The 20,297-nt window shown below is 61.0% G+C and carries 16 protein-coding genes; 8 read left to right on the top strand and 8 right to left on the bottom strand.

Annotation, left to right across the window (positions count from 1 at the left end; translation table 11 throughout):
• The first annotated feature begins 74 nt into the window (after positions 1 to 74).
• Entirely contained in the window at positions 75 to 1,403 is a 1,329-nt protein-coding gene (gene aptA / locus E2F50_RS02730; RefSeq protein ID WP_133314517.1) for an omega-aminotransferase AptA, read from the top strand.
• A gap of 306 nt (positions 1,404 to 1,709) precedes the next feature.
• Positions 1,710 to 2,816: a branched-chain amino acid ABC transporter substrate-binding protein gene (locus tag E2F50_RS02735; RefSeq protein ID WP_133314518.1), complete on the top strand. Its 1,107-nt coding sequence runs from the start codon at positions 1,710 to 1,712 to the stop codon at positions 2,814 to 2,816.
• Positions 2,817 to 2,918: 102 nt separating this feature from the next.
• On the opposite strand, the gene E2F50_RS02740 is transcribed toward E2F50_RS02735, so the two are convergent.
• On the bottom strand, positions 2,919 to 3,758 hold the full coding sequence (locus tag E2F50_RS02740) for an alpha/beta fold hydrolase (protein ID WP_133314519.1): 840 nt from the start codon (positions 3,756 to 3,758) through the stop codon (positions 2,919 to 2,921).
• 245 nt (positions 3,759 to 4,003) lie between these two features.
• Between E2F50_RS02740 and E2F50_RS02745 the strand changes: the two genes are divergently transcribed.
• Positions 4,004 to 5,545: a cation:proton antiporter gene (locus E2F50_RS02745; protein WP_133314520.1), complete on the top strand. Its 1,542-nt coding sequence runs from the start codon at positions 4,004 to 4,006 to the stop codon at positions 5,543 to 5,545.
• 129 nt (positions 5,546 to 5,674) lie between these two features.
• On the opposite strand, the gene bglA is transcribed toward E2F50_RS02745, so the two are convergent.
• Positions 5,675 to 7,324: a beta-galactosidase BglA gene (gene bglA, locus E2F50_RS02750; protein WP_133314521.1), complete on the bottom strand. Its 1,650-nt coding sequence runs from the start codon at positions 7,322 to 7,324 to the stop codon at positions 5,675 to 5,677.
• Between the two features lie 138 nt (positions 7,325 to 7,462).
• On the opposite strand from bglA, the gene E2F50_RS02755 reads away from it, so the two are divergent.
• Positions 7,463 to 8,377 carry a sugar kinase gene (locus E2F50_RS02755; RefSeq protein WP_133314522.1) on the top strand — a complete coding sequence of 305 codons (915 nt, stop codon included), beginning with the start codon at positions 7,463 to 7,465 and terminating at the stop codon, positions 8,375 to 8,377.
• Here the strand turns inward: E2F50_RS02755 and E2F50_RS02760 are convergent.
• A complete protein-coding gene (locus E2F50_RS02760) occupies positions 8,363 to 10,459 on the bottom strand; it encodes an acyltransferase family protein (RefSeq protein ID WP_161973956.1) in 2,097 nt (698 codons plus the stop codon). The genes E2F50_RS02755 and E2F50_RS02760 overlap by 15 nt on opposite strands.
• Before the next feature lie 187 nt (positions 10,460 to 10,646).
• On the opposite strand from E2F50_RS02760, the gene E2F50_RS02765 reads away from it, so the two are divergent.
• Both E2F50_RS02765 and E2F50_RS02770 read left to right on the top strand, forming a co-directional pair.
• Entirely contained in the window at positions 10,647 to 11,162 is a 516-nt protein-coding gene (locus E2F50_RS02765) for a hypothetical protein (RefSeq protein WP_133314524.1), read from the top strand.
• Positions 11,163 to 11,398: 236 nt separating this feature from the next.
• Positions 11,399 to 12,439 (top strand): glycosyltransferase family 4 protein, encoded by a 1,041-nt coding sequence (locus E2F50_RS02770; RefSeq protein ID WP_133314525.1) that lies wholly within the window; start codon positions 11,399 to 11,401, stop codon positions 12,437 to 12,439.
• Between the two features lie 249 nt (positions 12,440 to 12,688).
• Here the strand turns inward: E2F50_RS02770 and der are convergent, their stop codons facing one another.
• Both der and E2F50_RS02780 read right to left on the bottom strand, forming a co-directional pair.
• The gene (der, locus tag E2F50_RS02775) at positions 12,689 to 14,116 is read right to left on the bottom strand and encodes a ribosome biogenesis GTPase Der (RefSeq protein ID WP_133314526.1); all 1,428 of its coding nucleotides are present in this window, start codon (positions 14,114 to 14,116) and stop codon (positions 12,689 to 12,691) included.
• 34 nt (positions 14,117 to 14,150) lie between these two features.
• The gene (locus E2F50_RS02780; protein ID WP_133314527.1) at positions 14,151 to 14,822 is read right to left on the bottom strand and encodes a tetratricopeptide repeat protein; all 672 of its coding nucleotides are present in this window, start codon (positions 14,820 to 14,822) and stop codon (positions 14,151 to 14,153) included.
• A 204-nt stretch (positions 14,823 to 15,026) separates the two neighbouring features.
• Between E2F50_RS02780 and E2F50_RS02785 the strand changes: the two genes are divergently transcribed.
• Positions 15,027 to 16,016: a polysaccharide deacetylase family protein gene (locus E2F50_RS02785; protein ID WP_133314528.1), complete on the top strand. Its 990-nt coding sequence runs from the start codon at positions 15,027 to 15,029 to the stop codon at positions 16,014 to 16,016.
• A 100-nt stretch (positions 16,017 to 16,116) separates the two neighbouring features.
• The gene (locus E2F50_RS02790; RefSeq protein WP_133314529.1) at positions 16,117 to 16,464 is read left to right on the top strand and encodes a VanZ family protein; all 348 of its coding nucleotides are present in this window, start codon (positions 16,117 to 16,119) and stop codon (positions 16,462 to 16,464) included.
• Between the two features lie 368 nt (positions 16,465 to 16,832).
• Here the strand turns inward: E2F50_RS02790 and sbmA are convergent, their stop codons facing one another.
• The 3 genes from sbmA to map form a co-directional block, all read right to left on the bottom strand.
• Positions 16,833 to 18,104 carry a peptide antibiotic transporter SbmA gene (gene sbmA, locus E2F50_RS02795; protein ID WP_133314530.1) on the bottom strand — a complete coding sequence of 424 codons (1,272 nt, stop codon included), beginning with the start codon at positions 18,102 to 18,104 and terminating at the stop codon, positions 16,833 to 16,835.
• Positions 18,105 to 18,233: 129 nt separating this feature from the next.
• Positions 18,234 to 19,400 (bottom strand): YbfB/YjiJ family MFS transporter, encoded by a 1,167-nt coding sequence (locus E2F50_RS02800; RefSeq protein WP_245515272.1) that lies wholly within the window; start codon positions 19,398 to 19,400, stop codon positions 18,234 to 18,236.
• Between the two features lie 127 nt (positions 19,401 to 19,527).
• Positions 19,528 to 20,283, bottom strand: a complete 756-nt coding sequence (gene map, locus E2F50_RS02805; RefSeq protein WP_133314532.1) for a type I methionyl aminopeptidase — start codon at positions 20,281 to 20,283, stop codon at positions 19,528 to 19,530.
• Positions 20,284 to 20,297 lie beyond the last annotated feature (14 nt).

Consider the following 20,297-nt stretch of genomic DNA (forward strand, 5'->3'; position numbering starts at 1 on the left):
GCAGTCAAACTTGGCGCAACGCCGCCGACCGGGAATGGCCCCTGGCAGAACCAATAGGGCCGCAGGAGAACAGCATGTCCAACCGCCTCAACACCACGCCCAACGACCTTCGCGCCTTCTGGATGCCGTTCACGGCCAATCGCCAGTTCAAGCAGGAGCCCCGCCTCTTCGTTGCCGCCAAGGACATGCACTACACCACCCATGACGGTCGCCAAGTGCTGGATGCAACGGCTGGTCTCTGGTGCGTCAATGCCGGGCACTGCCGCCCGAAGATCACCGAGGCAATCCGCGAACAGGCTGGCGAACTGGATTATGCGCCCGCCTTCCAGCTCGGCCATCCGAAGGCCTTCGAACTTGCCAACCGGCTGGTCGACATTGCGCCTGAGGGCATGAACCACGTCCTTTACACCAATTCAGGCTCCGAATCAGTCGAGACGGCGCTGAAGGTGGCGCTCGCCTATCACCGCGTAAAGGGCAATGGTTCGCGCTTTCGCCTGATCGGCCGCGAGCGTGGCTATCATGGCGTCAATTTTGGTGGCATCTCGGTCGGCGGCATCGTCTCCAATCGAAAAATGTTCGGAACGCTGCTGACCGGCGTCGATCACATGCCGCATACCCACCTGCCGGCCCAGAATGCCTTCACCCGCGGCCAGCCGGAACATGGCGGTGACCTGGCGACCGAACTGGAACGCATCGTCACCCTGCATGACGCCTCGACAGTTGCAGCCGTCATCGTCGAGCCGGTGGCGGGCTCGACCGGCGTGTTGATCCCGCCGAAGGGCTACCTGCAGAAGCTGCGCGACATCTGCACCAAGCACGGCATCCTGCTGATCTTTGACGAAGTCATCACCGGCTTCGGCCGCCTCGGCGCCCCTTTCGCAGCCCAGTATTTCGACGTCAAGCCGGACATCATCACCACCGCCAAGGGCCTCACCAACGGTGTCATTCCCATGGGCGCCGTCTTCGTCACCTCCGAAATCCACGATGCCTTCATGACCGGGCCTGAGCACATGATCGAATTCATGCACGGCTATACCTATTCCGGTAATCCGATCGCTTCGGCCGCCGCTCTGGCGACGCTCGAAACCTACAAGGAGGAAGCCTTGTTCGACCGGGCTCGCGATATCGCGCCTTATTGGGAAGAAGGCTTGCATTCGCTGAAGGACCTTCCGAATGTGATCGACATCAGAAACCTCGGCCTGATCGGCGCCATCGAACTTGACCCGATCGTGGGCGAACCGACCAAGCGGGCCTTCACGGCCTTCCTCAAGGCCTATGAAGACGGCCTGCTGATCCGCACCACCGGCGACACGATCGCCATGTCGCCGCCGCTGATCGTCGAAAAACACCATATCGACGAGATCCTCGGCAAGCTGCGCGAGATCCTGACGGGAAATATTTGATCTTCAAGAGGCAGGCGCCGAACCCACAAAGCGGCCATGGTGGCCGCTTTTTCGTATGGCGCGGCCTCATGTCGAATGCAATAAAACAGGCATGAACATGATATGTTCTTGCGCATATTGCACGTGGTTCATACACAATCTGGCGCTGGCTGAGAAAGTCAAACATGACTCGCGCCGGCCTTGACCGTACCTCGCCCTCGTCATGGCAGGAAATCGCACAAGGATTGCACCCGGCGAAATCCAAAACGAGCGCCCGCAGATGCGGCAATCACCGGGGCTGCCATGGCCCAACCCAAGGAGACAGACATGAAGTTGAAGACCTTTCTGGGCGCCACCGCCCTCGCCTCTTTTTCGTTCGCACCGCTCGCACATGCCGATATCATCATCGGGCTGATTGCTCCGCTGACCGGCCCCGTCGCTGCCTATGGCGATCAGGTCAAGAACGGCGCTGAGACGGCAATCGAGGAGATCAACAAAAAGGGCGGCATTCTCGGTGAAAAGGTCGTGCTCAAGGCGGCCGATGACGCCGCCGAACCGAAGCAGGGGGTTTCCGCCGCCAACCAGCTCGTCGGCGAAGGCATCCGCTTCGTGGTTGGCCCGGTAACTTCGGGCGTGGCCATGCCGGCTTCCGACGCGCTAGCCGAAAACGGTGTGCTGATGGTGACGCCGACGGCAACAACCCCGGCATTGACGACCCGTGGCCTCACCAATGTGCTGCGCACCTGCGGCCGCGACGACCAGCAGGCGGAGGTCGCCGCACAATATGTGCTCAAGTCCCTGAGGGACAAGAAGGTGGCGATCGTCAACGACAAGGGCGCCTATGGCAAGGGCCTGGCGGACGCCTTCAAGAAAACCCTCAATGCTGGCGGCGTGCAGGAAGTGCTGAACGATGCCGTGACCCCTGGCGACAAGGATTTCAGCGCCCTGACCACCCGCCTCAAGTCGGAAAAGGTCGAAGTCATCTATTTCGGCGGCTATCACCCGGAAGGCGGACTGCTGGCCCGCCAGCTTGCAGATCTCGGTGTCAAGGCAACCATCATCGGCGGCGATGGCCTGTCGAATAGCGAATACTGGAACATCGGCTCCAATGCCGCTGCCGGCACGCTGTTCACCAACGCTTCGGACGCCACGAAAAACCCTGACTCCAAGGCCGCCGCCGATGCGCTCGCCGCGCGCAACATACCGGCGGAAGCCTTCACGCTCAACGCTTTTGCCGCCGTCGAGGTTATCAAGGCCGGCATTGAAAAGGCAAAGAGCGCCGACGATGCAGAAGCCGTCGCCGCAGCATTGAAGAGCGGCGAACCGATCAAGACGGCAATTGGTGACCTCTCCTATGGCGAGACCGGCGACCTGACGTCACGGAGCTTCTCGCTCTTCAAATGGGAAAACGGCAAGATCGTCGCTGCGGAATGAAGGCAGCCGGTATCGGCGGCAGTGAACCGCCGCCCAAAAGCGGCTGCTTCAAAATTGGCCCGCAAAATTGGCCCGCTCTCGCGAGCGGGCCAATTTCGTAAGTTACGACTTGATGAAGGCGAGCAAATCGGCGTTGAGCACGTCGGCATTGATCGTCAGCATACCGTGCGAGAAGCTAGGATACGTCTTGATGGAGCCGTTCTTCAGGAGCTTGATCGACTTATGGGCCGCTGCACCGATCGGCACGATCTGGTCGTCTTCGCCGTGCAGCACCAGTGTCGGCACGGTGATGGCTTTGAGATCCTCCGTCTGGTCGGTTTCGGAGAAAGCCTTGATACCGTCGTAATGGGCCTGGGCGCCGCCCATCATCCCCTGGCGCCACCAATTCTGGATCACGCCTTCATGCACGGTCGCGCCATCCCGGTTGAAGCCGTAGAACGGTCCGGCCGGCACGTCGCGGAAGAACTGCGCGCGGTTGGCGGCGAGCGCAGAGCGAAATCCGTCGAAAACCTCGAGCGGCAGCCCGTCAGGATTGGCCTCGGTCTTCAGCATCAGCGGCGGAACGGCCGAAACAAGAACGGCCTTGGCGACGCGGCCGGCGGGTTCGCCATGCTTGGCGACATAGCGGGCAACTTCGCCGCCGCCGGTGGAATGGCCGATATGTACGGCGTTCCTCAGGTCGAGATGTTCGACGACGGCAAACGCATCCGCGGCATAGTGATCCATGTCGTGACCATCTGCACCCTGGCTCGAGCGCCCGTGTCCACGGCGGTCATGGGCGACGACGCGAAAGCCTTCTTTGAGGAAGAACAGCATCTGGGCGTCCCAGTCGTCGGAAGACAAAGGCCAGCCATGGTGGAAAACGATTGGCTGTGCGTCTTTCGAGCCCCAGTCCTTGTAGAAAATTTCTATGCCGTCTTTGGTCGTAATGGTGCTGCTCATGGTCGTTTCCTTCAAAGATGATGAAGAGGCAATCGAGGTGGGAGATGGAATTGTATTTTGTTGCAACGGAGCTGAACCTACCGAATTATTGCGACATGTCCATTACCGGTCGATCGCTTTACGGGCCTCTCCTGTGAACAGTCTGTTGCACATGCGCTGCCCGCAGTTATGCTTGTCCCCATTAGCCGCCAGCGCCTCGCCGCATATGGCCCTCAAGCGATATCGAGAGACAGCAGGAGTTCGCCGTGAGTTTTTTTGAAAGCCTTCTGGCACTGCTTCTCGTCGCCATCGTGTTGCTGCAGGTCTCGCGCCGCCTCGTCATCCCTTACCCTTCCATGTTGGCCATGGCGGGCGCGGCCGTGGCTCTCGTTCCCGGCATGCCCTATGTGGCTCTTGATCCGAAAGTGGCGCTGGCCTTATTCATTGCCCCCGCCCTTCTGGATGCCGCCTTTGACTTCCCCGTCGGGACGGCCCGTCGCTTCTGGTTGCCGCTGCTCGTTTTTGCTGTCGGCGGCGTCGTCATGACGGCTTTGGTGGTTGCTCTGGTGGGGTGGACCTTCGCCGGTCTGCCTTTTGCAGCCGCGCTCGTGCTCGGCGCTATCGTTGCACCGCCGGATGCCGCTGCAGCGACCGCAGTTCTCTCATCCGTCGCCATACCGCGCAATACCGATGCCATCTTGCGCGGCGAAAGCCTTTTCAACGATGCCGCCGCCTTGCTGATCTTCAGCGCAGCGCTGTCTGTCCAGTCTGCCGGATCATTGAATGGTCCGGTTGCCTTGAGCCTTACGCTTGCGGTGCCAGGCGGCATCCTGCTTGGTGTCATCGCTGCCTGGATCATCACGCGCCTGTCCCCCTTCGTGTCAGGAACGCTCGGCGGTAACATCCTCCAATTCGTGCAGACCTTCTTCCTCTGGATCCTGGCCGAGCGCCTGCATTTGTCGCCCGTGCTGGCCATTGTCGCCTTCGCGATGACGATCGCCAGCAGCAATGATGCGCAGCTTTCCTCAGCTCGCATGCGGGTGCAATCCTATGCCGTCTGGAGCGCGGTCGTCTTTGTCCTCAACGTCATGGCCTTCCTGCTGATGGGCATGCAGGTGCGCGACATCCTGCGCGAGATCGAGCCGGCGCGGCTGGGAGAGGCAGCCGTCTTCGCGGGGATTGTCGTCGTCATCGTCGTCGCCGTTCGTTTTGCAGTCTGTTTTGCCTTGAACCGCTATGAAGCCTTTCAAGCCCGTCGGGAAGCGCGGGCCGAACGCGCCACGGTCGGGCAAGCTGTTCTCACCGGCTGGTGCGGCATGCGAGGACTTTTGACGCTTGCGACCGCCTTCGCACTTCCGCAGGACTTTCCGGCCCGCGACATCGTCGTCCTGACCGCCTTCTCGGTCGTGCTCGCCACTCTCGTCATCCAGGGCCTGTCGCTGAAATTCGTGATCCGCTGGCTCCGCTTCGATCTCGACGGGCATGAAGCGGGCGACCTCAACGAGCTGCGCGGCAAAATCGCTTCGGCCGGGCTCGCACGGCTGGAAGGCGCCGGCGGCGAGGAGGCGGAATTGCTGCGCACGAAATTGCGTATGGAGCAGCAGAGCCTGTCCAACCCGGCTCTGGAATCGCTCAACAACTATCGCCGTCTTGCACTCGACGTCATTGCCGCCCAGCGTGAAAAGCTTGCCTTTTTGCGTGGCCAGCACCAGTTAAATCCGGAGGTCTACAACCTCCTTCTTGAGGAAATCGATTGGCGCGAACTTTCGGTCCTTCCGGAAGAAGAGCGGCGCATCGAGGAAATCTAGCTCTCTCCACATCCGCCCGCCGTCACAGGCAGCTCGGCGACCGCAAATCTTCAGACGCAAACATTAAACCATACGGTTGACCCTTTGCGCGCATGCCGCATGCCGCCTGCCGCCTGCCGCCTGACCGGCTTAGACCCGCGCGCAGAAGGCGTCGAGGGGGGCGAGCCTGACAATGCCACCGTCGAAACCTAGGGCAAAGCCCGGCAGGTCGATCGGCATGCAGGAGGACAGACGCTCCGGCAGCCGGAAATCCTGCGCTTCGCGCGTCAGGTTGAACACGAAAAGCAGCTTGTCGCCATGCTTTTCGCGCACAAAGGCGAGCAGGTCCTGGTTGGTATCGATGAAGGTCATGTCGCCGTCGACGAGCGCCGGGTGCGACTTGCGGAAGGCCAGCGCGGCCCGGTAATGATGCAGCACCGAATCCGCTATGGCTTCCTGGGCATCCACCGCCTGCGAGACATGCTCGCCTGGCACCGGCAGCCAGGTCTTGGAACCCGTCGTGAAGCCGGCATGCGGCGCACCCGCTTCCCAGACCATCGGCGTGCGGCATCCGTCGCGGCCTTTGAAGGCCGGCCAGAAGCGAATGCCATAGGGATCGCGCAGGTCCTCGAAGGAAAGCTGCGCTTCCGTCAGCCCCAGTTCCTCGCCTTGGTAAAGGCAAATCGAACCGCGCAGCGTCGAGAGCAGTGTCACCGACAGCTTGGCCACCCGATCCTGTTCCTCGGGCACTTCGGTGAAGCGAGTCACATGCCGAACCACGTCGTGGTTGGAAAACGCCCAGCAGACCCAGCCGTTCGTCACCGTATCCTGCACGGTGGTCAGAACCTTACGTAGATAGGCGGCCGAAAAGGCAGGCCCCAGAAGGTCGAATGTATAGCACATATGCAGCTTGTCATTGCCGCTCGTATAGATGGCGAGCGTCGTCAGCGACCGCGGCCCGTCGCCCACTTCGCCAACCGTCGCACGGCCCTCGTAACCGTCAAGCAGCGAACGCAGCCGCTTCAGGAAGTCGATATTTTCCGGCTGGCTCTTGTCATAGAGATGGTTCTGCATGGAATAGGGATTCGTATCGGTTTCCATGCCGGCGCCGTCCGTGTCGTAGACCATGGGCGGGTTGCTGCGCAGTTGCTTGTCGTGGAAATAGTAGTTCACCGTATCGAGCCGGAAGCCGTGCACGCCCCGGTCGAGCCAGAATTTCACCGTCCCCAGCATCGCCTCCTGGACCTCCTGATTGTGGAAGTTTAGATCCGGCTGGGCGATCAGAAAATTGTGCATGTAATATTGCTTGCGCACTCCGTCCCATTCCCAGCCCGGACCGCCGAAGATCGACAGCCAGTTGGTGGGCGCGGTGCCATCCGGCTTGGGATCGGCCCAAACATACCAATCGGCCTTGGAATTGGTGCGGCTCGAACGGCTTTCGATGAACCAGGGATGACGGTCGGACGTGTGGCTGATCACCTGGTCGATGATCACCTTCAACCCGAGGCGCTCTGCTTCCACCATCATCTCGTCGAAATCGGCAAGCGTGCCGAACATAGGGTCGACATTGCAGTAATCGGAGACGTCATAGCCCATATCGGCCATCGGCGAGGTAAAAAAGGGCGACAGCCAGATGGCATCGACGCCGAGCGAAGCGATGTAAGGCAGGCGCTGGGTAATGCCCTTGATGTCGCCCAGACCGTCACCGGTCGTATCCTGGAAGGATCGCGGATAGATCTGGTAGATCACCGCCCCGCGCCACCAATTCGCATCCACTGCCTTTGCCGCTTCTGTCGCCATGCGCCTCGACTCCTTGTCCGGATTTTCCTCCCAAACTAGAGCCAGGCGGATAAAAGACAACGCAAAAGCAAAGATGTATCGCTCTTGTCACAGGCTTCGTGTCGGCCTAAGCGACATCAGGATCACTGGAGGGATGACATGGGCGGACGGCTTCTTTCGATCGGCGAATGCATGGTGGAACTGTCGCAGGCGGGTCAAGGCCTGTTGCGCAAGGGCTTTGCCGGCGACACGTTCAACACCGCCTGGTATGCGCGTGCCTGTTTTCCCGCGGATTGGTCTGTGGATTACCTGACGGCACTTGGCGACGATCCGCTGTCGGCCGACATGCTGGCCTTCATGCAGGATGCCGGTATCGGCACCGGCCATATCCGCCGGATCGAGGGCAAAACGCCTGGCCTCTACCTCATCACCCTGAAAGACGGGGAGCGTACCTTCAGCTACTGGCGGGATACTGCTGCCGCCAAGAAGCTTGCCGACGACGCCGACCACCTGCGCGCCGCAGTCAAGCAGGCCGACATCCTCTATTTTTCAGGGATCACGCTCGGCATTCTGGCGCCCGAAGCGGTCGATACGCTGCTCGCCGAACTGCGCCGCGCCAGGGCCGCGGGCAAGTTGGTCGCCTTCGATCCAAACCTCCGCCCGAGGCTTTGGCCGAGCAAGGACGTCATGCTGCGGACGATCGAAGCCGGCGCCCGCGCGGCCAGCCTGGTCCTGCCGAGCTTCGACGACGAAACCACTCATTTCGGCGACGCCACCGTCAGCGACACCGTCGCGCGCTACCACGGGCTCGGGGTTGCCGATGTCGTAGTGAAGAACGGCGCCGACGGCGTCAGCTTGAGCTTCGGCGGCGCGGCAGCGGAGCATGTTGCTTCCGTCAGGACAGATAATATCGTCGATACGACGAGCGCCGGCGACAGTTTCAACGGCGGCTTCCTGTCCCGGCTGGTGCGCGGCGCCTCTCCGGCCGAGGCCGCAGCCTACGGCGCATCGGTTGCGGCCGTGGTGATCGGCCATCACGGCGCCCTGATCAGCCCGAAGTTATTGAAGAACTAGCTCGCCGTCCGTAGGGGAACTGAGGTTCGACCGTGCAGCGGCTCCGACGCCGGGCACTGCGGCGGGCATCATCTGGCAGATGCCGCGCGGCTCCCCACCCCCGGCCACGCATCCGTGTTCCGCCGCGTCCACGAGGTGATGGTAGAAGTCGAGCCGCTGCCCCAGATATTTGGAACCCTGCCTGGAGAAATGCCCGTCGTCGTAAAAGAAGGATACGCCATCTTCGCCGACCCGGCACCTTTGCTGATCACACAGGTAGCCATCTACAGAGACTACCGGAAACCGCGTCGAGACATCCTCCATCAATCGCTTGACCTTGGCATCGAACACTTCTTCGTCCTGCCGCCGCATCGCACAGAAATCGTCTGGAATGCCGAGCGTCACTGAGCGCGAAACGCAGAGGCCGGCATCCCGCCCGTCGCGTGGTGGTGGTGCAAAGACGACCGGCTTGAGGCCGATCAAGCGCAACCAGTCGAGGGTCGCCTCGAAATCACGCCGGACGTCCTGGTAGGCAGCCTCGCCGACAGTCCCATCCCCGCCGATAAGCAATCCGGCATCCAGATAGGTGGAGAATTTCGAGGACACGACGACATAGCGCAAGGACGGCGTGGACTGGATAAATCCGCGCACCTCCGCATTGTGCGTGAGGCATTCCCTCGCCCAGTCCGCCGGCTCGTCGGGCAGAGCCGGAGCAAGATTCAGCAGCGGCGCACAGGTGCTCTTATTGAGTTGGACCAACCCAGGAGCGCCAGCCTCCTGCGAGGCCAGGATACCGTCGACGACATGCATTGCGAACGAATCGCCCCATACGGCCATGGTCGGTTCAGGCTTTGTGACGCAGGCAGGCTCGATCCTGCCGTTGCACCTGTCGCTGATGCCGCTGCTAACCGTCCGCAGTGCCGTCAGATCGTGGCCACGGCTGGCAAAGCCTCCAGCCTTGGTCATGACTATGCCGATGACGATCAATGCTGCGCCGCCTGCGCCGGCAAATGCGAAGATCCGCTGGGCGGGAAACAGCTGCCCTCTTCGGAAGGGCTTTTCGACGAAGAAGTAGGAGAAGGTGGCGAGTGTCAGGATGAGCGTCATCAAGACGAGATAGTGGCTTGGCGCCAAGGGATCGATCATCCTGAGGCGCGCAAAGGCGAAGACTGGCTGGTGCCACAGATAAAGGCTATAGCTGATCAAGCCGATGGCGACGATCGGGGGCAGCCCAAGCAAACGCCCCGCCAGGTTCTGCGGCGAAGCAAAAGCGATGATCAGAAGCGTGCCGAGGCAGGGTATCAGGGTGATAGGCCCCGGATGATGCGGTCCCGACACGAGAACCACGTATGATGCGAGGATGGCCAGCAGACCCAGCATTGCTAAGGCTGATCGGCTGCGCTGCCCTAGGCGTGCTCTTGCCTCGAGCGGCTGGATGGCAAGCATGGCGCCAAGCGCAAGTTCCCACAGGCGGGTAAATGGAAGGTAGAAATTGGCCGACGGGTCGAGCTTGGACAGCGGCCATGTCAGAATGAAGCTGACCGCCGCCAGCCCGCCGACGATAGCCAGCATCCAGCGGCGCGACGTCCGTCGCAGCAGCCACAACAAGGGAGGGAAGACGAGGTAAAATTGCTCTTCGACCGCCAAAGACCACATGTGCAGCAGCGGCTTCAGCTCGTTGCTCGGCGAAAAATAATAGTGACCCCAGCGCTCGAAATTCGCCACCATCAGGACGCTGTGGAATAGGCTTTTGCCGAAAGCCTTGAACTCCGAAGGAAGCATCCACAGCGCCGCGAACGGCACGCATGCAAGACAAACCAATAGAAGTGCGGGCGCGATGCGCCTCAGCCGCCGCTCGTAGAAGTGCAGGATGCTGAAACGATCGCGGCTTAGGTCTTCCAGGATAATCGTGGTGATCAGAAAGCCGCTGATCACGAAGAAGATGTCGACACCCACGAAGCCGCCGGGAACCAGACCCAGATTGGCGTGGTAAAGAATGACCGGTACGACGGCAACCGCCCTCAGCCCGTCGATTTCTCGTCTGTATTTCATCATAACCTCGGCAATGGCCGACGGATAACAGCCGTTATCGGTGAAGTCCATGCCGGGGCCCGGCTTCGTCCTCATCTCACACGTAGCACGTCCGGATCGGGCCCTACCGCATGCGCCTACGCGATGAAATGTCCATCGCCCCAAAAATGGTGCAACGATTTTCTGCTCGAACCACCTAGCGTCATCTGCATCTCGCCAGGGACGGCGCAGATATCGTTTGGTTTGAAGGGGACTTGAAATGCGTATTACTTTTGTTGCCGCCGCGATCTTGGGCTTAGCCGGAAGTGTTCATGCCGATCCGCTGGACACGCTCACCAAGGCGGAGGGCAAGGTCTATGACGCCTGGACCAAACTGCCGCTTACCGAGCGTGAAGTCACCTTCATCACCGCACCGTCGCAGGGCTACGGTATATATCAGGCCAAACAGGGTAACGTTTTCAAGCCCGGCGAAAAGATCATCACCTATGTGGAGCCAATCGGCTATGGCTGGAAGGAGCTTCCAGGCGACATGTACGAGATGAACTTCATTTCCGACCTTCTGCTGAAGACAGCAAGCGGTGAGGTCGTTAGCGATCAAAAGGGCTTTGCAAAAAATGTGCTGCAAAGCCATAGCGCCAATATGGAGTTCTCCATGGACTTCACGCTCAACCTCACGGGCGCGCCGGCCGGCAAATACCTGCTGACCTACACGATCCACGACATAAGCGCTGACCAGACGTCGACCTTCGATCAGGAGCTGACCATTTCCGAATAAGAAATTTGCGGCTGAAACGCGGGCCGGGCGGCCTGCGTTCTTTCTTTGGTTGGCCGAAGATCTTGTGCGGCTTCTTCCGAAAGCCTTCAAGGCACGCAATTGGCAGCTGATAAACAGCATTGACGTCAGCCCGCTTCGGCCTTCATCCTCCTGTTACACTGTCACGCGATGAAGGGCTGAAAACGCTCCGCTGCACGCGAGTCGCTTGGGCGGACGGGCAACCGGGTTCGGCCTCAATGACGAGAATAACCATCGTATCGGATGCCTGGTATCCTCAGGTGAACGGCGTAGTCCGTTCCATCGAGAACACCAACCGCGAATTGCTGCGCATGGGTGTCGAGGTCTTTATGGTGACGCCGAAAGATTTCGCTAATATCCCCTGCCCGACCTACCCGGAAATCCGCCTTTCCATCGCCAGCTACGGCCAGGTGGCCGATGCGATCGAAGCCACCTTGCCGACTGCGGTTCATATCGCCACGGAAGGCCCCCTCGGGCTTCTGGCGCGGCGCTGGTGCCTCAAGAACAACATGTCCTTTTCGACCAGCTACCACACTCGTTTTCCGGAATATGTGGCGGCGCGCTTCCCCGTTCCGCTGCGCTGGCTGCATGCCTTCGTGCGCTGGTTCCACAATGCCGGCAATGGCTGCATGGTCGCCACGGCGAGCCTTGAGCGCGAACTGACGAAGCTCGGCATCCACAATCTCCTGCGCTGGAGCCGCGGCATCGACCAGACCGTTTTTCATCCGATGGAACGCGACGAGCGTCCCTTCGATCTGCCGCGCCCGATCTTCATGACCGTCGGCCGCGTTGCGGTGGAGAAGAACCTGCCCGCCTTCCTGGCGCTCGATCTGCCCGGCTCGAAGGTGGTGGTCGGCGACGGACCGGCGCGCGCCGATTTGCAGAAGCGCTACCCGGACGTGCTGTTTACCGGCATGAAGATCGGCGAAGAGCTGGCGCATGCCTATGCGCAGGCGGATGTCTTCGTCTTTCCCTCGAAGACCGATACCTTCGGAAACACCATTTTGGAAGCCTTGGCAAGCGGCGTGCCGGTCGCCGCCTATCCCGTCACTGGTCCGATCGATATCATCGAAGACGGGTCGGGCGCCGGCGCCTTGAACGAGGATCTGCGGGAGGCCTGCATGCAGGCGCTCGGATGCTCGCGCGAGAATGCCCGCCAGCTGGCCCGCAATTTCAGCTGGGAATCGGCATCGCGGCAGTTTCTTGGAAATGTGCTGACGGCTCAAAGCCGCAAGGCGCTGATCGCTCCCGCGCCTTGAGCCGCAAAGCCTTGGCTGCCCCCGCCGCTTTCGGCGGAGGCTGGCGCATAGGCCTTAGCCGATCCGCTTGTCGCGCCAAACGAAATAGCCGATGCTGCCGGCCGCAAGACACAGGGACGACAAGAGCCCGATAATGATCATGATTTCCTCCTCCAATGAACCGCCTGCAGCACCCTCCAGCACCGCAGCGATGTCATCAGTGGATCATGCCCGCCGGCAAAATGCAAGCAAGCCTTGCATCAGCGAGACCTAACGCTTCTTCTTGCGGCCTTCGAAGGGGTTTTCGCCCGCCTTGAAGTGGATGCGGATGGGAACGCCGGGCATTTCGAAATCCGCCCGCAATCCATTGGTGAGATAGCGGATATAGCTTTCCGGCAGGGCGTCGGGCCGCGTACAGGAAATCATGAAGGCCGGCGGACGGGCCTTCACCTGCGTCATGTATTTGAGCTTCAGGCGGCGGCCCGAAACGGCCGGTGGCGGATGCTGGATCTGCGTGCCTTCCAGCCAGCGGTTCAGCTTCGCCGTCGAGATGCGCTTGTTCCACACCTTGTCCGTGTCGATGATGCTCTGCATCAGCTTGTCGAGACCGTAACCGGTCTGCCCGGAAATCGGCACGGCGCGAATGCCGCGCGCCTGCGGCAGCAGCCGCTCGGTCTTTTCGCGAAGCTCCGCCAGCACTGCCTGCGGTTCTTCCACCAGGTCCCATTTGTTGAAGGCGAGCACCGCCGCCCGGCCTTCGCGCAGAACCAGGTCGACGAGCTGCAGGTCCTGTTTTTCGAACGGAATAGTGGCATCGAAGACAATGACGACCGTTTCGGCGAAGCGGATGGAGCGCAGCGAATCGGCGACCGATAGCTTTTCGAGCTTTTCCTGCACCCGCGCCTTCTTGCGCATGCCGGCCGTGTCGAACATCTTGATCGTGCGACCGCGCCAGTCCCATTCCACTGAGATGGAGTCGCGGGTAATACCGGCCTCCGGCCCGGTCAGCAGCCGGTCCTCGCCGAGGAAGCGGTTGATCAGCGTCGACTTGCCGGCATTCGGCCGCCCGATGATTGCCACCCGGAGCGGCTTGGTCTCGTCATATTCCGGTTCGAAATCGTCGTCCGCATCATCGCCGAACGACGAGCCGGACACGTCGATATCGGTCTCCGCCTCGTCGTCGTCTTCCGGAAAAGCCCTTTCCTCGCCAATCGCTTCGACGATGGCGTCGCGCAGGTCGATCATGCCGCCGCCATGCTCAGCCGAGATCGGCACCGGCTCGCCGAGGCCGAGCGTATAGGCATCGTAGAAGCCCGCATCCGAACCCTTGGCCTCTGATTTGTTGGCCACCAGCACGACCGGCTTGCCGCTGCGGCGCAAAAGCTCGCCGAACGTCTTGTCGAGCGGCGTCAGCCCGAATTTTGCATCGACCACGAACAGGGTGAGGTCGGCGTCGTCAATTGCAGCCTCGGTCTGGGCCCGCATCCGGCCTTCGAGCGTTTCCGGCCCGGCCTCTTCAAGCCCCGCCGTATCGATGATGGTGAAGCGCAGGTCGACGAGCTTAGCTTCGCCCGGGCGGCGGTCGCGGGTGACGCCGGGCGTATCGTCGACAAGCGCCAGCTTCTTTCCCACCAGCCGGTTGAAAAGCGTGGACTTGCCGACATTGGGGCGTCCGACGATGGCGACGGTGAAGCTCATGGTGTTGTCCTTAAGCCCTGACTTCTCCTGGAAGTTAGGGCGCTTTGCCGGAAGCGGCGATGTTGTCGAGCATGATTTGCGCCCGGTTGGCGACATTGCGGGGTGCCGCCGTGTCATTGGCGATCTGCTGGAACCACTGCTTGGCCTGCGGCATGTTGCCGGCCTTGTAGGCGGCAAGTCCAAGGGCCTCACGGGCGGAATTGGCCAGCATCTGGCCCGGCGACGTCATCACCTGGACCTGCGCCGCCACCTGTTCATAGGTGCCGGTATCGATCAGCAGCCAGCCGGCGCGCAGCTTTGCCAGTTCGCGGATCGCCTCGGGTGCATCTTTCTGGCTGCCGATCGCCGTGAACGTGGCGATGGCGCCGGACAGATCGCCCTTGTTCGCCTGGATCGTGCCGGCGCGCATATGGGCCAGCACCGGATAGGATCCGGTACCGTCCTTCTCGATCGCTTCAAGGGCCGCCAGGGCCTCGTCCGGCTTGTTCTCCGAAGCCAGCTTCAGGGCCGCGATGAAGCGATCGCCAGACTGCGAGGAATTGTGCGACTGCCAGTATTCATAGCCGCGATAGGCGGCCGTGCCGATGACGACCAGGGCGGCGATGGCCAGGATGATCCTGCCATATCGCTTCCAGGCATATTGCATCCGGTCGGAACGGAGTTCCTCGTTTACCTCACGAAAAAAGCTGTCGTCGTCCTGCGCCATCAAGGTCTCCGGCCGGAAAGGCCCATCATCGGAAAAGCGCCTTCTAGCCTATTTTATCTAGGATGTAAGGCCCCCCGCCCAAAAGTCGAAAGCTTGTTAACCGGCCCGTGGTTAGGACTTGGCTGTTTCGTCTATCCGGTTCAAAGCTTCGCCTTAATCAGGAGGCAGTAACCGCGGGCTCGATTTGCTTTGGTTTGAGGTGTCATGCGTTCATTCTCGGTGCCGTTGTTTCTCATGCTCCTGATTGCTGTCGCACCGGTGGCGCAGGCGCAGGAAAAGCCGAAGCAACTGATGATGATCTCCTTCGATGGCGCCGGCGCCAATACCCTATGGGAGAGAAGCCGCGATATAGCCCGGCGCAACCATGCGCATTTCACCTACTTCCTGTCCTGTACGCTGCTGATCGAGCGCGCCAGGGCCAGGAGCTATCAGGGGCCGCACCAAAAGCCGGGCAGATCGAATATCGGCTTTGCCCAGACGGCCGAGGAAGCGCGCACGAGGCTCGGCCACATCTGGCAGGCGCATCTCGAAGGCCATGATATTTCCAGCCATACCTGCGGCCACTTCGACGGCAAGGACTGGGCGGCGGCCGACTGGACGGCGGAATTTTCCAGCTTCCGCCACGTCCTGTCCAATGCCTGGCAGACGACCGGCGCGGCCTTGGACGAGCCGGAAGGTTGGCGCGATTTCGTCGCCAGGGACATCAACGGGTTTCGCGCGCCCTATTTCTCGACAAGCGCCGGCATGGTGGAGGCCGAAAAGGCGGCCGGCATCCGCTATGACGCAAGCCTCGTCACCAAGGGACCCGCCATGCCGGAAGACAAGGACGGGCTGATCCGCTTCGGCCTGCCGCTCATCCCGGAAGGGCCGGCTGGCCGGCCGATCATCGGCATGGACTACAATCTCTTCATCCGCCACTCCGCCGGCATCGACAATCCGAGCCGCGCAGCGGAATTCGAAGAGCGCGCCTATGCAGCCTTCCGCGCCGCCTTCGACAAGCAATATGACGGCGACCGCATTCCGCTGCAGCTCGGCTTTCATTTTGTCGAGATGAACGGCGGCGCCTATTGGCGGGCGATGGAGCGATTGGTGAGCGACGTCTGCGGTCGCCAGGACGTCGCCTGCGTCAGCTATTCGCAGGCTGTGGCGATGATCCGGGAACGGCAAAGGCATGAGGGAGCCTCCGGCCTTTGACGACCTGACCGGTCCTCATGTGTGATCTCGGTACGCACCGGGTTAACTTTCATGACGGGTTTGATTTCCCGCCGCCGCCGTCCTGCTCTATGAGACATTCATGAACAACCTGCCGTTCCGCCTTCTTGCCTGGCTCAGCTTTGCCGGGATCGTCTTCGTCACAGTTTCGCCGATCGGCTGGCGCCCGCACGACCTGCTTCCGGTCGACCTCGACCGCGCCGGAGCCTTCGCCTTGATGTCGCTTCTGTTTGTTCTCGCCTATCCGCGGCAATGGATCTTCTGCGCGGTGCTGACCTTGCTTGGCGCTGGCGGCATTGAACTCCTGCAATATCTGTCGCCCAGCCGCCATGCGCATATGGACGATGCCCTGGTCAAGGCGGCCGGTGCCACGATCGGCTGCCTTCTTGGCTGGCGCCTCAATCGCGTCCGCGCCCAGGCGCCCACCTGACCATCGGCGGGCAAGAATACCAGCTATCTCGAAAAAAAATTCCCGCCGCTTCAATGACTTGTCATTTTTTGCAGGCCGCGATTTTCCCCGCTCAGCTTCACCGTGCAACAATTGCATCGTCATCGGATGGGAAACCGGGTTCGCGAGCCGGTCGCATCCAAGGGCTGCAAGGCCCGGTTTCGATGGCGGTTGCCAAAGCGGTCGACGGGGGCTCGGAAATCCCCGAAAAACCGGAAAGGCGATCAGGGCAGGTGGAAAGCCTGACATACCTCTACCCGAAATAACCCGCCTGCCCCATTCTCAAAACGAAACCGCGCCGGACTGACGATCCGGCGCGGCCAAAACTGCTTGCTTGGAATCCGATACGATCAGGTCGGCTTGTCGGCCGCTATCTCGCCACCCACGGCCTCGCGTTCCAGATAGTTCCGATCAATCGTAGGCAACGGCTCGTCATAGATGACCGCTTCGAAAGCTTTGAGACGCTTGTAGATCGACAGAAGCTCGACGATCGTCGTCCAGGAATTGATCAGATACTGAAAGGACGTCCGTACCTGATCGAAGACGTTGCCGATCTGCGTAAAGATGCCAAGAGTCACTTTCCCAGCGGCAATGGACGGGATGAGAACGAGCAAGCTGTAAAGGTCGTCCGCGCGAAGATAGAAGAAGCGTGCAATGTTGAAATACAAATAGTGAAAATAGAGGCGGAAATAGTTTTTTCGGACGTTGGAAAACAGCTCCGCGATCGTTGCAGGCTGGGCTCGATCGGCATGATCCTCGCCATAGACGAGTTCCTTGCGATAGGCTGCTTCAACGCGCTGATTCCGAAATTCCAAACCCGGCAGCTTAATGCCAACTAAGGCAAGAAAGACAGTGCCGAACAGCGACCATACGATTGCCGCCCATACAAGCGCATGCGGTACTTCGCCAATGATAGGCAGCTCCGTGATCGTGTTCGAAAACGAAAACAGCACCGGCATGAAAGCGATCAATGTCATGATCGCACGAACGAAGCCGACTCCCAGTCCTTCAACAGTTGAAGCAAACCGCATCGTGTCTTCCTGAACACGCTGCGATGCGCCCTCGATATGGCGCAGCTTGGACCAGTTGGCCATGTAGAACTCGTTCATGGCAGTACGCCAGCGGAAGATGTAGTGGCTGACAAAGAAGAGGTTCAGCACGCTCACAGTGATCGAAACAAAGGCTATGCCGGTGATCCCGAGAAGGCCAGAGTATAGCTGCTGCGCAGTCACGGGCGCCGTCTTTGCAAGCGCCTGCTGAACCAAATCGTAGTAGGGACCATACCAAGCGTTGAACGCAACGCTTACCTGGACCGAAAAATAGGTGACAAATACAATAAGCGCGGTTCCCAATACAGACCAGTACTGCCAGCGGTGAGGAGAGTAAACGAACCAAAAGGCGGCAAAAATGGCAGTGGCCAGAAGGTAGTACAGATAAAACCAAAGGAACGGTCCCGACCAAAAAAGTGAGACGTCTACTGGCGCATTGGCGTCACCAAGAGAGAGACCTATAGCCGGACCGAGCGCACTCCCCCCTGCGTACCAGGATATAACGACAACGACCGCCCAGATGACGGCCGAAATGAAAAACAGCTTCGGTCGGGGAAAAAAGGAATGAAACACGGAGCTTTGGCTTTCCTGGCTTCGAATCTTCGGGAGGTCGAAAACGACGGTTGAGCCGGAAACTATGGCAGTTCCAAGGGAGCGGCAATAACCGTTCCCGATTGTTACGCAAATGTAACCGCGGACCCTCTAGAGCGGGCGCCGGGCCACCGGGATGGCGAGGAGAACGCAGACCACCAGCACCGCCGCTGCGGCGAGCGTCGGCGCCGAGAAGCTGCCGGTCCGTTCTGCCAGCCATCCGGCCACCAGCGGGCCGATGATCTGGCCGGTGCCGAAGGCTGCTGTCATGAAGGCGAAGGCCCGCCGCGGGCTGGCGGGGGAAAGCAGACGGCCGATCTGCAGCCCGAAGGCGGTGACCACCATGAAGGTGGCGCCGAGCAGCAGTCCGCCGATCAGCGCGCCGGGCGTCGGCGGCAGGCTGACCGAGCCGAGCACGCCGGCTGCCAACAGCAGCACCGCCGCCAGATAGGCTTTCGCCAGGCCGAAGCGCCGCACGACAGGATGCCAGGCCAGCAGCGAAATCGCCGCTGCGCAGCCGGTCACGAACCAGGCGAGGAATTCCACGAGCGGCCCGGCATTGCCCATCCGCGCAATGGTCACCAGAAAAGTGGCGGTGATCACATAACCGAAGCCGAAAAGGCCATAGGAGGCGGTCACGAGAACCAGTGGCAGCCGCCATTGAAGCGGCGGCTCGACGACCTTGCCAAGGCCGAGCGGCGGACGCGGCAGGATCCGCAGGACGATCAGCCAGACGACGAAGACGATGGCCGCGCCCGCCAGCCAGTTGATCCGCCAGCCATGCGCGGCATCGCCGGCAACCGTGTTGACCACCAGCACAAGTGCCGAAGACAGCGCTATGCCAAGCCCGACGCCGCCGAAATGCAGCATGTTGACCACGTTCTTGCCCGCCGCATGGGGCAGCACGATCGACGAGGTGAAGATCATCGCAAGCGCGCTCGCCAGCCCGGCCAGGAAGCGGATGACGACGAAGGCCGTGACCGACTGCGTCATTGCCATGGCGGCCAGCAGCAGCGCCGTCGTCAGCAGTCCGCCGAGCGCCACCTGCCGCTCGCGCCCCGCCGCCCAGCCATAGGCAGACAGGATAGCGCCGGCGAGATAGCCGCCGAAATTGCCGGCCGCGATCGTGCCGGCATCGGCTGCCGAGATCGGGATCCCGGCCATCATTCCCGGCAGGATCGGCGTGTAGAAGAAGCGCCCGAAGCCCATGGCGGCGGCCATGGCAATGGCGCCGGCAAAGCCGGTCAGCAGGGGGCGGCCGGAAGGAGCATTGTTCATCTGCAGCATTCCGCCCTTATGACAATCGCCGGGCCCGCCGACAAATAAGGATTTGTCATTGCTGCGATGAAGGCGGTTGATGCATGCATCTGGAAGGCCGCCTCACACGCAGCGCCTGATCATCGGTTCAGGAGGCGAGCGTCAGGATCAGCGGACCGTTGCGCGTCACCACCACCGTGTGCTCGTATTGCACGGTCGGCGCCCGCGGATCGCTGTAGAGCGTCCAGGAATCGCCATTGCCGCCGTCCTCGGCCCATTCGGCGCCGAGCGACAGGAAGGGCTCGACGGTAAACACCAGCCCCTCCTCCATGATCCGGGTTTCATGCGGATCCGGCCAGGTCGGCAATTCCTTCGGCTCCTCGTGCAGCGAGCGGCCAATCCCGTGGCTCGAAAGATTGGTGATCAGCGTATAGCGGTTCTTCTTGGCAAAGGCGCCGATCGCATTGCCGATCCCGGCCATGGATTTTCCGGTCTTCACCTGCTGCAGCCCGGTCCACAGCGCCCGACGCCCGTCGCGGCACAGCTTTTCGATCTCCCGCTTCACCGGCGGCAGGGCATAGGAAGCGCCGGTATCGCCGTAAAAGCCATCCTTGACGGCCGATACGTCGATATTGACGAGGTCGCCCGCCTGGATGATCCGGTCGCCCGGAATGCCGTGCGCCACTTCCTCGTTGACGCTGATGCAGGTGGCGCCGGGAAACCGGTAGCTGGTTTCCGGCGCCGATTGCGCCCCATTGTCTTCCAGCAGCTTGCGGCCGATGGCATCCAGTTCGCGTGTGGTGATGCCCGGCTCCAGCGCCCTGGCCATGGTCTCCACCGCCTGGGCGCAGAGCCGGCCGATCTCCTTCAGCTTGGCAAGTTCTTCATCGGTGGAGATAACCATGTCTGCGGCTCGTG

It is taken from the genome of Rhizobium deserti (genome assembly GCF_004358025.1).
Classification (GTDB): Bacteria; Pseudomonadota; Alphaproteobacteria; order Rhizobiales; family Rhizobiaceae; genus Neorhizobium; species Neorhizobium deserti.

Bases quoted from the DNA above. Each gene is read 5' to 3' on its own strand.
- aptA (WP_133314517.1), top strand. From the start codon at position 75: ATGTCCAACCGCCTCAACACCACGCCCAACGACCTTCGCGCCTTCTGG.
- E2F50_RS02735 (WP_133314518.1), top strand. From the start codon at position 1,710: ATGAAGTTGAAGACCTTTCTGGGCGCCACCGCCCTCGCCTCTTTTTCG.
- E2F50_RS02740 (WP_133314519.1), bottom strand. From the start codon at position 3,758: ATGAGCAGCACCATTACGACCAAAGACGGCATAGAAATTTTCTACAAG.
- bglA (WP_133314521.1), bottom strand. From the start codon at position 7,324: ATGGCGACAGAAGCGGCAAAGGCAGTGGATGCGAATTGGTGGCGCGGG.
- E2F50_RS02755 (WP_133314522.1), top strand. From the start codon at position 7,463: ATGGGCGGACGGCTTCTTTCGATCGGCGAATGCATGGTGGAACTGTCG.
- E2F50_RS02760 (WP_161973956.1), bottom strand. From the start codon at position 10,459: ATGGACTTCACCGATAACGGCTGTTATCCGTCGGCCATTGCCGAGGTT.
- E2F50_RS02765 (WP_133314524.1), top strand. From the start codon at position 10,647: ATGCGTATTACTTTTGTTGCCGCCGCGATCTTGGGCTTAGCCGGAAGT.
- E2F50_RS02770 (WP_133314525.1), top strand. From the start codon at position 11,399: ATGACGAGAATAACCATCGTATCGGATGCCTGGTATCCTCAGGTGAAC.
- der (WP_133314526.1), bottom strand. From the start codon at position 14,116: ATGAGCTTCACCGTCGCCATCGTCGGACGCCCCAATGTCGGCAAGTCC.
- E2F50_RS02780 (WP_133314527.1), bottom strand. From the start codon at position 14,822: ATGGCGCAGGACGACGACAGCTTTTTTCGTGAGGTAAACGAGGAACTC.
- E2F50_RS02785 (WP_133314528.1), top strand. From the start codon at position 15,027: ATGCGTTCATTCTCGGTGCCGTTGTTTCTCATGCTCCTGATTGCTGTC.
- E2F50_RS02790 (WP_133314529.1), top strand. From the start codon at position 16,117: ATGAACAACCTGCCGTTCCGCCTTCTTGCCTGGCTCAGCTTTGCCGGG.
- E2F50_RS02800 (WP_245515272.1), bottom strand. From the start codon at position 19,400: ATGAACAATGCTCCTTCCGGCCGCCCCCTGCTGACCGGCTTTGCCGGC.
- map (WP_133314532.1), bottom strand. From the start codon at position 20,283: ATGGTTATCTCCACCGATGAAGAACTTGCCAAGCTGAAGGAGATCGGC.